Annotated in this window: 13 protein-coding genes and 1 pseudogene; 9 read left to right on the top strand and 5 right to left on the bottom strand. The window is 62.3% G+C overall.

From position 1 onward, the window contains the following. Positions 1 to 14 precede the first annotated feature (14 nt). The 3 genes from lpdA to HV670_RS09330 all read left to right on the top strand — a co-directional run bounded on the left by lpdA (position 15) and on the right by HV670_RS09330 (position 3,332). A complete protein-coding gene (lpdA, locus tag HV670_RS09340) occupies positions 15 to 1,445 on the top strand; it encodes a dihydrolipoyl dehydrogenase (RefSeq protein WP_175104486.1) in 1,431 nt (476 codons plus the stop codon). Between the two features lie 121 nt (positions 1,446 to 1,566). Then, positions 1,567 to 2,664, top strand: a complete 1,098-nt coding sequence (gene zapE / locus HV670_RS09335; protein WP_175104485.1) for a cell division protein ZapE — start codon at positions 1,567 to 1,569, stop codon at positions 2,662 to 2,664. Between the two features lie 143 nt (positions 2,665 to 2,807). Next, positions 2,808 to 3,332, top strand: a complete 525-nt coding sequence (locus tag HV670_RS09330) for a transposase (protein WP_175104484.1) — start codon at positions 2,808 to 2,810, stop codon at positions 3,330 to 3,332. Positions 3,333 to 3,483: 151 nt separating this feature from the next. Here HV670_RS09330 and HV670_RS09325 read toward each other — a convergent pair whose 3' ends face one another. Beyond that, positions 3,484 to 4,005: a DUF2147 domain-containing protein gene (locus tag HV670_RS09325; protein ID WP_425511404.1), complete on the bottom strand. Its 522-nt coding sequence runs from the start codon at positions 4,003 to 4,005 to the stop codon at positions 3,484 to 3,486. Between the two features lie 529 nt (positions 4,006 to 4,534). Between HV670_RS09325 and HV670_RS09320 the strand changes: the two are divergent. The 4 genes and pseudogenes from HV670_RS09320 to HV670_RS09305 form a co-directional block, all read left to right on the top strand. Next, a pseudogene (locus HV670_RS09320) lies at positions 4,535 to 4,849 on the top strand (helix-turn-helix domain-containing protein); the annotation flags it as partial. Between the two features lie 176 nt (positions 4,850 to 5,025). After that, positions 5,026 to 5,535, top strand: a complete 510-nt coding sequence (locus HV670_RS09315) for a hypothetical protein (RefSeq protein WP_175104483.1) — start codon at positions 5,026 to 5,028, stop codon at positions 5,533 to 5,535. 192 nt (positions 5,536 to 5,727) lie between these two features. Beyond that, positions 5,728 to 6,192, top strand: coding sequence for an Rrf2 family transcriptional regulator (locus tag HV670_RS09310; RefSeq protein ID WP_175104482.1), 465 nt, complete (start codon positions 5,728 to 5,730; stop codon positions 6,190 to 6,192). 225 nt (positions 6,193 to 6,417) lie between these two features. Continuing rightward, a complete protein-coding gene (locus HV670_RS09305) occupies positions 6,418 to 9,117 on the top strand; it encodes a mechanosensitive ion channel family protein (RefSeq protein WP_175104481.1) in 2,700 nt (899 codons plus the stop codon). Here HV670_RS09305 and HV670_RS09300 read toward each other — a convergent pair. Continuing rightward, entirely contained in the window at positions 9,114 to 9,713 is a 600-nt protein-coding gene (locus tag HV670_RS09300; protein WP_175104480.1) for a cysteine dioxygenase family protein, read from the bottom strand. The two genes, HV670_RS09305 and HV670_RS09300, sit on opposite strands and share 4 nt — an antisense overlap. A gap of 130 nt (positions 9,714 to 9,843) precedes the next feature. Between HV670_RS09300 and HV670_RS09295 the strand changes: the two genes are divergently transcribed. Continuing rightward, a complete protein-coding gene (locus HV670_RS09295) occupies positions 9,844 to 10,308 on the top strand; it encodes an Lrp/AsnC family transcriptional regulator (protein WP_175104479.1) in 465 nt (154 codons plus the stop codon). A gap of 126 nt (positions 10,309 to 10,434) precedes the next feature. On the opposite strand, the gene HV670_RS09290 is transcribed toward HV670_RS09295, so the two are convergent. Together HV670_RS09290 and HV670_RS09285 are read right to left on the bottom strand one after the other, a co-directional pair. Beyond that, entirely contained in the window at positions 10,435 to 10,854 is a 420-nt protein-coding gene (locus HV670_RS09290; RefSeq protein ID WP_175104478.1) for a type II toxin-antitoxin system HicB family antitoxin, read from the bottom strand. Between the two features lie 94 nt (positions 10,855 to 10,948). Next, on the bottom strand, positions 10,949 to 11,122 hold the full coding sequence (locus tag HV670_RS09285; protein WP_175104477.1) for a type II toxin-antitoxin system HicA family toxin: 174 nt from the start codon (positions 11,120 to 11,122) through the stop codon (positions 10,949 to 10,951). A 179-nt stretch (positions 11,123 to 11,301) separates the two neighbouring features. Between HV670_RS09285 and HV670_RS09280 the strand changes: the two genes are divergently transcribed. Then, positions 11,302 to 11,544: a hypothetical protein gene (locus tag HV670_RS09280; RefSeq protein WP_175104476.1), complete on the top strand. Its 243-nt coding sequence runs from the start codon at positions 11,302 to 11,304 to the stop codon at positions 11,542 to 11,544. Positions 11,545 to 11,597: 53 nt separating this feature from the next. Here HV670_RS09280 and HV670_RS09275 read toward each other — a convergent pair whose 3' ends face one another. Beyond that, positions 11,598 to 13,985, bottom strand: coding sequence for an FUSC family protein (locus tag HV670_RS09275; RefSeq protein WP_175104475.1), 2,388 nt, complete (start codon positions 13,983 to 13,985; stop codon positions 11,598 to 11,600). Positions 13,986 to 14,001: the final 16 nt, after the last annotated feature.

The raw sequence follows: 14,001 nt of genomic DNA, 5'->3' as shown, positions 1-14,001 counted from the left end.
CGACGGAAAAGAACATGGCTAAGGAATTTGATGTTGTTGTCATCGGTGCGGGCCCCGGCGGATATGTCGCCGCGGTGCGCGCCGCCCAGCTGGGCAAGTCGGTTGCGTGTATCGAGAACTGGAAGAATCCGAAGGGCGAGCTCGCCCTCGGCGGCACCTGCCTGAACGTCGGCTGCATTCCCTCGAAGGCGCTGCTGGCTTCGTCGGAAGAGTTCGAGAAGGTCAATCATCATCTCGCTGACCACGGCATCGTCGTGGAAGGCGCGAAGATCGACCTCGCGAAGATGCTGACGCGCAAGGAAGGCATCGTCACGAAGATGACCAAGGGGATCGAGTTCCTGTTCCGCAAGAACAAGGTCACCTGGCTCAAGGGGCACGGCAAGTTCGTTTCGAAGAGCGATGCCGGCTACCAGATCGAAGTGTCGGGCGAAGGTGAGGCCGAGACGGTGAGCGCGCGCAACGTGATCATCGCGACGGGTTCGAAGGCGCGTCATCTGCCGTTTGCGAAGGTCGACGGCAAGCTGATCGCCGACAACGAAGGCGCGCTGTCGTTCGACGCCGTGCCGGCGAAGCTTGCCGTGATCGGCGCCGGCGTGATCGGCCTCGAACTCGGCTCGGTCTGGCGGCGTCTCGGTGCGGAAGTGACGGTGCTCGAGGCCTTGCCCGAGTTCCTCGGGACGACCGATGTGGGCGTCGCGAAGGAAGCTGCGAAGCTCTTCAAGAAGCAGGGTCTCGACATCCATCTGGGTGTGAAGATCAGCGATGTGAAGACCACGGACAAGGGCGTGTCGATCAGCTATGCGGACAAGGATGGCAACGAGCAGAAGCTGGACGCGGACCGCCTGATCGTCTCGGTCGGCCGCGTGCCGAACACTGACAATCTCGGTCTCGAGAACATCGGTCTGGCAGCCGACGGACGCGGTTTTGTCGAAGTCGACGACCACTGCCGCACGAAGCTGCCGAATCTCTATGCGATCGGCGACGTGGTGCGCGGTCCGATGCTCGCGCACAAGGCTGAAGACGAAGGGATGATGGTCGCCGAGCAGATCGACGGTCAGAAGCCGCATATCGACTACAACTGCATTCCGTGGGTGATTTACACCTCGCCGGAAATCGCCTGGGTCGGCAAGACCGAGCAGCAGTTGAAGGCGGACGGCCGCGAGATCAAGGCAGGCCAGTTCCCGTTCTCGGTCAACGGCCGTGCGCTCGGGATCAATGCACCTGAAGGCTTCGTCAAGGTCATCGCCGATGCGAAGACGGACGAGGTGCTCGGCGTACATATCATCGGTGCGAACGCATCGGACCTGATCGCCGAAGCGGTCGTGGCGATGGAGTTCAAGGCCGCGTCGGAAGACATCGCCCGCATCTGCCATCCGCATCCATCGTTGTCGGAAGTCGTGCGCGAAGCGGCGCTCGCGGCCGACAAGCGTGCGATCAATATGTAGTGAATGAAGCGGGTGAGGGTGTCGCACGTGGCCTCCTCACCCACGCGATTGAATGCGCAAGCGGCATTCGGACAAAGGCGAGCTTCGACTCGCCTTTGTCTATTCTGGCGGGCCCTATCCAATGAATGTCACCGAATACTACGAACAGGAACTGGCGACGCGCGGCTACCAGTCGGACCCCGCTCAGCTGGCCGCGGTGGCGCGGCTGCAACGCTGCTATGACGAATGGGTCGAGTACAAGGCGACGCGCTCGTCGGCGCTGCGCAAGCTGATTCTCCACCCGGACCGTCCAAAGGGCATTTATCTATGGGGTGGGGTGGGGCGGGGCAAGAGTTTCCTGATGGACAGCTTCTTCGCCTGTGTACCCGTTCAGCGTAAGACGCGCCTGCATTTCCATGAGTTCATGCGTGAAGTGCATCGGCAACTACAGGAACTCAAGGGCCGCGCCGATCCGCTCGACGAACTCGCACGCCGGGTCGCAAAGCGGTACAGGCTGATTTGCTTCGATGAGTTTCATGTATCCGATGTGGCCGACGCAATGATTCTCTACAAGCTGCTGCAGGGACTCTTTGAGAACGGCGTGCAGTTCGTGATGACGTCCAACTACGCGCCCGACGACCTCTATCCGGATGGCTTGCACCGCGATCGGATCCTGCCCGCCATCGAGCTCCTGAACGGCCGGCTCGACGTGCTGAACGTCGACGCGGGCATCGACTATCGCCAGCAGACCCTGGCCCAGGTTCAGGCATATCTGACACCGCTTGGGGCGAATGCCGACAAGGCATTGCGCAAAGCCTTCGCCTCGCTCGCCGCGGTACCCGATGAAAGCCCCTTGCTGCACATCGAGCAGCGGGAGCTGCGCGCACTGCGCAAGGCCGACGGCGTGGTCTGGTTCGACTTCGCGACACTGTGCGGCGGCCCGCGTTCGCAGAATGACTATCTTGAACTCGCCTCACGCTTTCATGCGGTGATCGTTTCAGATGTGCCGCAGATGTCGCCGCGCATGGCATCCGAGGCTCGCCGTTTTACCTGGCTCATCGACGTGCTCTATGACCACAAGGTCAAGCTGCTGATGTCGGCCGAAGTGCCCGCCGTGGATCTCTATCCCGAGGGGAAGATGGCCAATGAGTTCGCGCGGACCGTATCGCGCATCGTCGAGATGCAGTCCAAGGAGTACCTTGAAGCTCCTAGACGCGTCGTAAACACCTCGTTGACATAACCTGACCTTCATTTCAGATTTATCTGATTTGCCAGCCTCAAGCATCTCGATAACGTTCTCCTTGTCCCCGTTTTGAACTCATTTCGGGGAGCTGCCCAGCAGCACGGTTGCGGTTGGCGTAGCCGTTAAAACAAGGAGAGTGTATGAAACCTTATCGCGTTCTGAACGATGAGGAGTGGCTTGCCGTAGCGCCACTGCTGCCTGAATTGCAACCGCGCACGGAGACGCGCGGACGTCCGCTGACGAATACGCGCGAAGTGCTCAATGGTGTGTTGTGGGTGATGCACAGCGGTTCGTCGTGGTCGATGCTGCCGCGGCGGTTTCCGTCGTACCAGACGTGCCATCGGCGCTTCAAGGTCTGGCAGCGCACGGGCGTGCTCAAGCGCGTGCTGAATCAGCTGTTCGGGGTCGCGGGCGATGAGTTCCATACGGCGATCGTGGCGCGCATGCGTAACGCGCCGGCCGAGGGTAGCTCGCCGCGCCTGCAGGCGCGTGAGGACGAGGCGCACGCCGCGTTGCCCGCGCCCTTTGTCGGCCAGCACTGGGATCCCGCGCCGCTGCACAGTGCGTTCGCCCCGCAGGTGCCGCAGCCCGCGCTTTCCCTGCCGGTCGAAACCGGGTCGAGCGAGCAGGATCGGGATGCTGAAAGCGAAACGCGCGCCGAATGACCGGTGCACCCTGCTGCTGGCGCGTGTGGGCGCGCCGGCAGCGGGTGTCAGCAGGCGAGCAATGGGCGTTCGCGTGCCGGCAGCAGGGGGGCGCCGGCCGGCAGCACGTGTTCGCCTGCGAATCTGGCAGCCCGTGCCGCTCGCCGCGAGTCTAGTTCTGCCGGTTCCACGTCTGTGATCGCCCGATCAGCGAGATGCCGAGATAGCCGCGCACAACGAGCTTCTGCCCGTTGTCTTCGGTATGCATCTGGCACTTGTAGACGGAGCCGTTTTCCGGATCCAGTATCTTGCCGCCTTCGTATTTGTCACCGTCGCGCTTCATCCCGTCGACGATCGTCATGCCGAGCATCGGGTGGTCTTTGCGGTAGTCGGTGCATTTATCGCATTTGCGGTCCGGCTGGTCGTTGGCGCCGAAGCCCTTGACGATCTTGCCCGAGAGCGTGCCGTCCGCTTCCTGAGAAATTCGTATGAGCGCTTTCGGCTGGCCGGTATGGTCGTCGATGGTCTGCCAGACGCCCACCGGCGAGTTCGCAGTGTCCACGGCGTCTTGAGAGCTGGATGCGCCCGATGTGTCCGCATGCGCGGGTGAGATGAAACAGTAGACCGCTGCGGCCATGCATAGCAGCCGGGTTGGGTGTGCCATACGCATGACGTGCGCGCCGCGTGTGTCCATGCCGTCCTCCTTGACGAGTGTCTGTGTCTTATTGTGTCGACCCGCTTGGGTGTCGCTTGGGTGCCGCTTATGCTGCTTGCCACAGCTCGGCGTCTTGCCGGGGTTGAACTCACGACGACGCTATCGTTACGCGCTTCCCCAGGGTCGGGATTCAGCATAAGCGAAAGCGGCTCCCGTATCTCGGAGAGTCACTTCTAAAGGGGGCGTCTCATGCGTACAGCTGACCTCGTCTTGGCCTTGTCCCGCGCTCCCTGGCGGCGCTCGGTGTGATCGTGAGCCGGCAACCGTCCTGGGTACCGGGCTTCTAGGAACGAAACGCGCATCGTGAAGACTCGCGAACTCGACCTTGAACAACAGGAATGCTGTTTGAAGCGCGAGTGAACGCCTCTCGAGCGTGGAGGACCTCCGCCGAAGTTCGGCTGTAGCGCACGTGCATGGCCTGCGCGGGGGGGATGCAATGTGTAACCGTTCGGATGACATATGACTACCAGAAGCATTCGCTTGTCCCTGCTTTGCCGATGAACGTGAGCGCGAACTACGCAATCTCGCTGAGCGAATCGGCGTGACGGTGCGCCAGCTCGGCTGGGATGCCGAACGCCTGCAGGCCATTCTGTTGCGTGCACGCAATGTCCAGCCGCCGCGCACGGACCCGGTGATCGAAATCGTCGACCGCAGCAAATGGGACATGACCGAGCGCGGACGCGTCGCCGAGGCGCTCGACGCGAACGGCTGGAGCCGTCAGGACACCGCACAGTTCCTCGGCATCAGCCGCAAGGTGCTCTGGGAAAAGATGCGCAAGTACCGAATGTTCGACGACGAGCCTGAGGCGCGTGAATTCGAATAGGGCAGCAAGGAAGCCCTATCGGGCGGCAGCGAGCCTGTGGAGACGCGGTTGGACGTGGCGGCGGGGACGGCGGGCCATTGTGTCAGCAATTTGAAAGCTCTTTTCCAAACCGTTTGTGCTACTACCGGCCTGATCGTCATACACTCGGAAATTGGATGACCCGCATGGAGGCGTGTATGGACGTTACCCCGGTCTCGAGCCGGCGTGTGCTCGAGTGTCGTATCGCGGCATGGTTGGCGGTGCTTGCCTTTCCGATCCTGGCCGGCCTCGGCGGCTGCCATCAGCAGTCGAGCCAGAATGACCAGGCCGCGAGCGGAACCAGTGCCGCAGACGCGGCTTCCGGCGCAATCGCCGATTTCGCGAGCGGCGCGAGCGCAGCGATGGCTGCGGGGGCTTCGGCGGTTTCAGCAGCCGCTCCAAACATCGATAGCGCGGCTGCCGCCGTCGGCGCGCAGGCCGCCTCGCTGGTCGATGCCGCAAAGGCCGCGTTGGGCCTGCCGGCCTCCGGTGCGAGTTTCGGCGAGGTCGCGAGCGCGACCAATGCCGCCATGGGTGTGGCCGCTTCGAAGGCCGCTGCCGCAGCCGGCGCGGGCCTTGCGGCGGCCGGCAAGAAGCTCCAGGACATCGCGAGCGGAACGGTCGCTGCGAGCGCGCCCGATGCCGCGAGCGGGGCGGCGAGCCAGTAGCGGACGGCTCGCTCGGGTAAGGACTTGTAACCGGGTGCCAGGGCTGGTTTGCTTCGTGCACCACTTATCCCTTGACCGGCCGCCTATCTGTACCTATTCTCGTTTCAGTTTCTTCTGAATCATCGTGATCCTGAAGAACGAAAATGATTCTGATCCGGTTTGGCTGATCAGAGCGACCAACGAGGAGAGACAGTGAATACCAGCAGTCGGTTCGCCGTCGGCGTCCACATCCTGGCAATGCTGGCCCTGCATGACGGGTCGCCACTGTCCTCGGAGCGGATTGCCGCAAGTGTCAACACCAATCCTGCGCTGATCCGGCGCCTTCTATCGATGCTTGCGCAGGCGGGCCTCACGACGGCCCAGCTCGGCACGGGTGGTGGTGCATTGCTGGCGCGCGATGCATCGGAGATCCGGCTCGACGATATTTATCGCGCGCTCGAGGATGCACCGGTTTTTGCGCTGCATCGCGAAAAGCCGGCCGCGGGATCGGTCGTCGGCCGGCATATCCGGACAGTTTTGCTCGATGTATCCGAGCGTATCGAGCATGCGATCGACCAGACCCTCGCCGAGCGGACGCTTGCCGATGTCGCAGGTGCGCTCCAGCAGCATGAGCGCGCACGCGTGCGCAAGGTCGCCGCGAAGCGCAAGGTCGGCTAGAGGCGCTCGGTCGGGTACGCAAGGCGTACGGCCAAAGCTAAAGCAGGACCAAGGGAAAGCCCGCGGCGAGTCATCGGCGAGATACAGTTTGTTTCAATCGACGGGTTGAAACGGGTGCGCAATCGCCTCGATCGGCGCTGCGAGCAGGCAAAATAGCGACCGAGGTTACCGCCCGTCCGCGAGGACGGCGATGGCCATGGTCTAACTTTTTGCATCGAGGCCTAGATGAGTCCGCAGGATTCGACTGTCCGGCCGAAGCTCGCCCGTCGCGTGTGTCCGCCGTTTCTTTCTCTGGTGCCTGGCGCGCTTCTTTATTCCCTTCTGTGCCTGCTCCTTGCCGGCGGCCTGTCGCTGTTCGGTGCCCCCGATGCATTTGCCGCCGCTTCTTCGGCCGCGGCGCCTCCACCGGCTCCAGCCTTGAGTCCGGCTGCCGTCGCGCCGACCGGTGCCGCCGCGGCGATTCCGTCGCTACCCGCGTTCGCCAAACTGATCTCGCCTGCAGAGCCGGCATCGGCTGCCTCGGCCTCCGCCCCCACGCCGGCCAGCCGCGCGGAACTGGACCGCTCGCTCGATTCCGTCATCAACACGCTCGACAACGATCGGGAGCGGGCCGCGCTCGTGAGGCAGCTCAAGAAATTGCGCGACGTCAACCGTCTCCCGGATGCGAGCCAGCCCGCGCCGCCAGCCGCAAGCGCGGGACTGCTCGGCGCGATCGCTACCGGCCTGACCGAGCTTCAGCACAACGCACGAGCCGGGCGTTCCCCGCTGTCCTATTGGCAGGCGCGCGTGCGTGCGGCCGGCAAGGAACTCGTCGGCATCTTCTATGGGAGCACGGGTACGCCGTTCAAGGAACTCGTGCTCGACTTCTTCTCGATGCTTGCGATCTGGGCCATCACGGTACTCGTGTTCGCGTTCGTCGAGCGGCGCGCGGGCCGCTACTTTCATTACACGGTCCATTTGCAGCCGAATCCGACGACACCCGCGCTGCTGTTGTTCGCGACGCGCAGGATCGCGCCGTTGATGGCGGCGTTTCTGTTGAGCCTGCTTCTGTCGCGGATGCTCGACGACTCGCTCGGACGCATGCTCGCGGTGGTGGCCGCCTATGCAATCGTGGCCGGCGCGGTGTTTTCGGCGCTCTGCCTGATCATGTTCTCGCTGTTCTCGTCGGGTCATCGGCGCGCGGCCGTGCAGGCGCTGCTGGTCCACGCGCGGCGGCTGCTCGTGCTGATCGGTGTGCTTGGCGCATTAGGCGATGCGGCGGTCGACGAACGTGTCGTCGCGATGCTCGGCAGCAATCTTTCGTCGTTGTTGTCGACGGCCTGCAATATGGGGGCCGCGATTCTCGCGGGCGTATTCGCGATTGCGTACCGGCGGCCAGTCGCTCACCTGCTCGGCAATCGTGCCTATGAATACCGACACGCGCACAAGGCCATGAACGAGACATTCTCGATCATCGCCTCGCTCTGGCATGTGCCGATGCTGCTGCTGTCGGCAGCTTCGATCGTGGCCACGCTGCTCGGCACGGATTCGTCCGAGCATGTGCTGCAGAAGGCCATCGGCAGCGCGCTGCTGATGGTCGTCGCCTTTTTTCTCACGGCGATCGTGCGCCACCTCACGCGTCCGTCCGATCGCGGCAAGCGGCGCCTGCGGCATGGCCAGTCGGTCTACCTGATCCGGCTCGTACGGTTCTTCGGCTCCCTGCTGACCGTCTTCCTCTGGCTCGGCTTCATCGAGCTCAGCGCGCGGCTCTGGGATCGGTCGGTCGTGCACTTCGCCCAGGAGTCGGCAAGCGGGCGCGGCATCAGCCATGCGATGTTCAGTATCTGCGCGACGCTGTTCTTCTCGTGGCTGATCTGGATCAGCCTCGATACCGCGGTTTCCGAAGCCCTGAATCCCTCGACGCATCGCGGCAAGCAGACCGGCCCGAGCAGCCGCGCACGCACGATGCTGCCGCTGATCCGGAATTTCACGTTCATCGTGATTCTCGTGATCGTCATCATCTCGACCCTCGCGAATCTCGGCATCAACGTGACCCCCCTGATCGCTGGGGCGAGCGTGATCGGCCTTGCCTTCGGCTTCGGCGCGCAGTCGCTCGTGCAGGACTTGATCACAGGCCTTTTCATCCTGATCGAAGACACGATTTCAGTCGGCGACTCGATCGAGGTCGACGGTGGCCATGCGGGTGTGGTCGAAACGCTGAGCATCCGGACCTGCCGTCTACGCGATTCACAGGGGGCGATCCATGCGATTCCGTTTTCGCAGATCAAGACCGTCAAGAATTTGTCGCGCGATTTCGCGTTCGCCGTGTTCGACGTGCGCGTGCCGTTCTCGGCCGATGTCGACCATATCACCCGCCTGATTCATGAGGTCGGCAGGGAGCTGTATGAGGACTTCCGCTATCGGCGCGATATGCTCGGCCCGGTCGAAGTGTTCGGCCTTGATCGCTTCGATCCGAACTGGATGGTCATCAAGGGGCAAATCAAGACGCGGCCACTGCAGCAATGGCCTATCGTCCGTGCCTTCAACCAGCATCTCAAGCGGCGCATGGACGACGACGGCATCGAGGTTCCCGTGCCGCAGCTGATGCTGCGTCAACCGGCGGAGCCGGCTGCGGGCGGGGTGCCGTCGAGTATGCCACTGGGTGCTCAATCAGGTGCTCAGTGGGGTACGCACGCAGGCGCACATGGGCTGCGAAACGAACACGACGAGGTGCGGGTCGTCTCGCCTGCGGACGAAGCACGCGTGCGGGAGGCGGCGACAGAGGCGAGACTGCACCGTGCAGCCTCGGGACCTGCTGAGCCCGCGAACCTGAAGCCGGTCGTGAAGCCCGCGAGCGTCCCGGAAGCTGCCCCTGAAGCCAGCCAGGTATCGAATCAGGTTCCGCCGCAAATCCCGACCGCCGGGAACGGGCCGGGCGGCACCTAGACCCGATCCAGCGGTTCGGCCAACTCGACCAGCCGGTTGACGCGCGTCGCGATATCGTCGGCGTGCACCCCGTAGACGTGAAATGAAACCGCATTGTCCGCACTGTGATTCGCGATTCGGTGGATGCCGCCGAAGCCGGCCGGCACGAATGACGATTCTCCGGCCGCACATCGCCGTTGCTCGACCAGGGTCGCCCGCTCGGCTCGGGAATCCCACTTGAATCGCGCTTCGCTGAGCACGCCTTTTACGATCCTGAAACCGCACCAGGTCTGATGGCCGTGCACCGGCGTGCATTGGCCGGGACGCCAGACGATCGCGGCTGCTGCGAAGCGCCCGGCCGGATCGCAGGCGAGCATATGGCGCGAATATCCTTCAGCTCGTCCCGCAAGGACCTCCGGGGGCAGACAGGCCGTGAGCGCTTGGGCATCGCCGAGCACGGCGCGGATGCGCGCACCGAATTGCGCCGCTGGCGCCCCGCATGCCAACTCGAGGCCTGCGGCGAAGCGTGCCGACAGGGCACTGAACGCCGGGTGCGCACGGTTCGTGCTGCAATCAAAAAAGGCAGGCGCGGGTTCGCGCGGCAGGTTGGCGTCCATGTCCTTGTCCCGATAACCAAGCGATTTGTCATCCGTACCTGGGTTTATATCAGTTCAATCACCGAAAACTTTTCTCTATTGTTCTTGCCGAACCCGTATCGATAGCATTTTTTTCTCCGGACTAGCCCTCATGGATTTGATCGACCGAAAATTGCTCGAACTCCTACAACAAGATGCGACATTGCCTGTCGCCGAACTCGCCCTACAGGTCAATCTGTCGCAGACGCCGTGCTGGAAAAGGGTGCAGCGGCTCAAGGAAAGCGGTGTGATCCGCTCGCAGGTCGCACTATGCGATGCGCGCAAGCTCGGCGTGGGGACCACCGTCTTCGTGTCGATCCGAACCAACCAGCACAGCGAGGCCTGGGCACGGCAGTTCACCGAGACGGTCACGGTGATTCCCGAGGTCGTCGAGGTCTACCGGATGAGCGGCGAGACGGACTATCTCCTGCGTGTCGTCGTGTCGGACATCGATGACTATGACCGGGTTTACAAGCAACTGATCCGTGGCGTGCCGCTCCACGACGTGAGCTCGAGTTTCGCGATGGAACAGATCAAATACTCGACCGCGCTGCCGGTACGGCCGCGCGATGAATGACGGGCCTTGCCCTTGTTTGTCGAATCGGGCTTTGCGCGAAGTCCGCTCAGTTCTATTCGGATGGTATCCGCAAAAAAAGGCCGCCTGGTTTGCAGCCAGGCGGGATTGGGCTTTCCGTGTTGCAGGTCAGGAGATGGAAATCTCCAGGCGTTTCCCCAAGGTCCAGAATGCGGTTTCGATGGCATCGATCTTCGATGAATGACGGGGGTCGAGCAGGCGGTCGACTTGCGGCATATGCGCGTTTAGACGACGAGCCATTTCTGCCTTGCGCACGCCTTGTCGGACCATTTCGTTCGCCAATAGGACTTTGGACGTAACGAGAGCGGATAGCGCGATCGTGCGTTGTCCCCGCTTGGGTTTCGATGGGAGAGGGATTTCTCGTCGGCTATCGAAATAGATATCGAAGGCGCTTTCAAGAGCCTCAAGCGCGAAGCGCGCGACATCTTCTTCCGATTCTGCGACCGTGATTGCCTCCGGAATATCCGGGAACTGGACGAGCAACGTTCCGTTGTCGTCTGGCGTCAGAGCTATAGGGTATGCGTACATAGTTTCGTCCTTTCGTAAGACGAGCTTCTCGGTAAGTCAGCCAAGGTGCATGAATGCGAGTCAGGAAGCAGCCCTTTCGGGCCACTTCATCATTTCAATCCGAGTTGGTTTTTATCGTTTCGACTAAATCTGTACCGATTTCCTTTGATCCGTGATCAGGGAAGATAGTCGATTTGTCGCCAAACGTGACCCGGAAGTGGCTGCCTTTGGCTGGCACGAATGTCGCGCCTTGCTTGATGAGCCACTTTCTGAACTCGCTGTACTTCATGCGCCTCCTATTTGTTGTAGCGGATGAAGAATGCAACATTTATGTTGCATATGTCAACATAAATGTTGTGTCCGCCCGAGCAACGCCGTGGCCTGGCCACCTTGACGTCCCAAGCGCACCGCAGCGCGACACGCGTAAAATGCGTAGCACTTTTCACGCTGTCTCAGAACGCGCCATCCATGAATGCTCAGAAGAAAAAGCTCGACCCGGTCACGTGGATCGGAGTTTTTGTATTTGCCGCGGTTGCAGTGATGATCGCGATGTTGCTGTACGAAGCGATTTCCGGTCGCGATGAATACGAAGCAGAGCAGCGCGCAGAGCAGGCGAGCACGCCCACGGCCGCGGGTCCCGCGGCGGCATCGCCCGCATCGGCTGCATTGTCTTCATCGGTTTCACCGGCTTCGTCCGCTTCCGGTAACTGACCGTCGACGACCGGGGCAGCGGCCGAGTCCCGGGGATCCGGTCGCGAGGTGCGTCAGACCGGCAGCCTGATCGAGGTGACATCCTTGCGGATGAATCGCGACGCGGCGATCATCTGCTTGCTCTGATAGGCCAGCAGCTTGAGATCCTGGATCGCATCGGCACTGGCCATTCCCTCTTTCTCGACCGCGACAACCATCGAATCGAGCGCGCGCGTGAGCTCGCGCAAGTCCACGGTCGGCGAGGCCGTGCCGGCGCGCTCGATCTGCAAGAGGTTTTCCCGCACGTCGCCGAGTGCCCGGTCGAGACCGCCGAGCTTGGCAGGCTCGACGAGCGGTTGGCTCAGCAAGGGAGACGCCGCGGCCATCTGCGAGCCGAGCACGTGGCTTTGCACCAGCAGACCGTGGAGTTCCGCGACGAAGCGCTGCTGCGATTTCGGTTCGAGCATCATTCGCTGGAATGCATTGCCAAGGTTCGCGTACGCAACCTGCATATTCTTGCTCGCCAGCCGGCGCGCAAAGTCCGAGTCGACCACGGTGTCGGTTGCGCGCGTCGGGATCGGTGCACTCGACACGCAGGCGCCGCTCTTCGTACCGCTCGGTGTTTTCGGCACCGCCTCGCCAAGCTGGCCACCTTGCATGAGCGGCGCGACCGTCGGCAGGGGTGTATTGGCCGTCACGGTGGGCGCTCCAGGCGAAGCTGCCTGCGGTGATCCCTGGCCTGCGAGCGCGACGCCGCGCGGCCAGATCGCGTCGAGATAGCGCCGCATCGATCTGACCAGCTCCTTCACGAGCGGCCCCATCAAGCGGTATTCCCAATAGGGGAACAAATAACTCGAACCGATCGCGAGCGCGCAGCCGACCACGGTGTCGATTGCGCGCTCACCGATCAGACCCATGCTCATGGGCGTGAGCATTTGATACAGGATCAGCACGAACGCCGAGGTGAACGCGACACTCGCGGTGTAGTTGAAGATCGTCAGGCTATAAGCCATCACCATGCAAATCATCATGATGAGCAGCTCGATACTGTGATTGTGGACGATCAGCACGAGCGCGACGCTCGCCGCACAGCCGATCGCGGTCCCGACGATCCGCTGGGTATTGCGTTGCCGGGTCATCGAGAACCCCGGCTTCAGGATGATGATCGTGGTCATGCAGATCCAGTAGCTGTGTGTGAGCGGCAGGATGCGCCCGAGCCAGAAGCCGAGCGCGACGCCGATCGCGACGCGCAGCGCGTGCCTGAAGCTCGGCGATGCCATCGTGAGATTCGAGAACACCAGCCCCCACTGCACCCTGCGCTTTTGCAGGAAGCGATCAAGCGCCTTGTCGATCGGCATCTCGGGCTTTTGAACGGCGACGTCGCGGTGTGTGTTCGCACGCATCTTGTCGAGCACACGCGCCGCGCTCCAGATGCGCCGGTATGAGGCGACGATCGACGCATAAGCTTCAGGATGCTCGTTCGGAAAGTTCTTCTTCCGCAGTTGGTCGATCTCGTACTCGATCGCACGAAATTCCGCCTTCGTATGCACGCGCTCAGCGGCCTGCGTGTCGCGCAGCACGGAGAGGCCCACATATTCGAGGTCGCCCGCAAGCTTCTCGAGCAGATCGCGAAAGAACATCATGAGATCCGAATCGCCGAATGCGTTGCGCACCATTGCGTAGTCGGTTTGCGCGGCGAGGATGCCCTCGTGTAGGTCGACGGAGTTGATGAACAGGTTGAACAACACCATGCGGTGTGCATCGAGTTTGCCGTCGCGCAGCCGGGGCAGATTGCGCAGGGCGATGTCGCGGGCGGCGTCCTGCTTGTCGACCGTCGCGATCTGGCGCTGCACGAGGTTGCGGTAGCACTCGTCGAGATCGGCATGAAGATCGTAAAACGCGGCGCGTGCGCGGACATACTCGGCCATCGCGAACAGGTTCTCGGCAATCGCCTGCTGCTCGATCCGGTCCCGCTGGAACCGGCTGACCGTGGTGCTCCAGTAGGTGTACCAGAGGCCGCCGACCAGGATCCAGCTCGCGTTGACCAGTGCGCCGACGAGGGTGAAGTGCGAATCCATCGTCAGGATCATCATGAACAGCGTCGCGAAACTGATCTGCGGCCAGCGCACGCCGTAGAGCACGATCAGCGACAAGGCGAACGACAGCAAGACCACGGTCAAGAACAGCGCCGCGGGCCACGCGGTCGCGATACCGGTCACGAGCGCCGACAGGAAGCCGAGCACCGAGCACGTGAGCATTTCGTTGTGCTTGTACTTGAGCGGCCCGGGCATATCGACCGCGCAGGCCGCGAGTGCCCCAGCCGAGATCGTGAAGCCGAGTTCGGCGTTTTGAAACACCAGCAGGGCAAGCACGACCGGCAACGATATACCGAACGCGATGCGCAAACCGCCATAGAAGTACTGGCTGTAGAGAAACTTCTTGATCTCGGTTGGATATCGCATCGATGGGATCGATCGG

Origin of the sequence: Pararobbsia alpina (genome assembly GCF_902859895.1) — a bacterium.
GTDB classification, from domain to species: Bacteria; Pseudomonadota; Gammaproteobacteria; order Burkholderiales; family Burkholderiaceae; genus Pararobbsia; species Pararobbsia alpina.
The sequence above is the reverse complement of the archived record's forward strand: the minus strand, read 5'-3'. Positions and strand labels throughout refer to the sequence as shown.

Bases quoted from the DNA above. Each gene is read 5' to 3' on its own strand.
- HV670_RS09305 (WP_175104481.1), top strand. From the start codon at position 6,418: ATGAGTCCGCAGGATTCGACTGTCCGGCCGAAGCTCGCCCGTCGCGTG.
- HV670_RS09285 (WP_175104477.1), bottom strand. From the start codon at position 11,122: ATGAAGTACAGCGAGTTCAGAAAGTGGCTCATCAAGCAAGGCGCGACA.
- HV670_RS09295 (WP_175104479.1), top strand. From the start codon at position 9,844: ATGGATTTGATCGACCGAAAATTGCTCGAACTCCTACAACAAGATGCG.
- HV670_RS09300 (WP_175104480.1), bottom strand. From the start codon at position 9,713: ATGGACGCCAACCTGCCGCGCGAACCCGCGCCTGCCTTTTTTGATTGC.
- HV670_RS09315 (WP_175104483.1), top strand. From the start codon at position 5,026: ATGGACGTTACCCCGGTCTCGAGCCGGCGTGTGCTCGAGTGTCGTATC.
- zapE (WP_175104485.1), top strand. From the start codon at position 1,567: ATGAATGTCACCGAATACTACGAACAGGAACTGGCGACGCGCGGCTAC.
- HV670_RS09280 (WP_175104476.1), top strand. From the start codon at position 11,302: ATGAATGCTCAGAAGAAAAAGCTCGACCCGGTCACGTGGATCGGAGTT.
- HV670_RS09290 (WP_175104478.1), bottom strand. From the start codon at position 10,854: ATGTACGCATACCCTATAGCTCTGACGCCAGACGACAACGGAACGTTG.
- lpdA (WP_175104486.1), top strand. From the start codon at position 15: ATGGCTAAGGAATTTGATGTTGTTGTCATCGGTGCGGGCCCCGGCGGA.
- HV670_RS09330 (WP_175104484.1), top strand. From the start codon at position 2,808: ATGAAACCTTATCGCGTTCTGAACGATGAGGAGTGGCTTGCCGTAGCG.
- HV670_RS09275 (WP_175104475.1), bottom strand. From the start codon at position 13,985: ATGCGATATCCAACCGAGATCAAGAAGTTTCTCTACAGCCAGTACTTC.
- HV670_RS09325 (WP_425511404.1), bottom strand. From the start codon at position 4,005: ATGGACACACGCGGCGCGCACGTCATGCGTATGGCACACCCAACCCGG.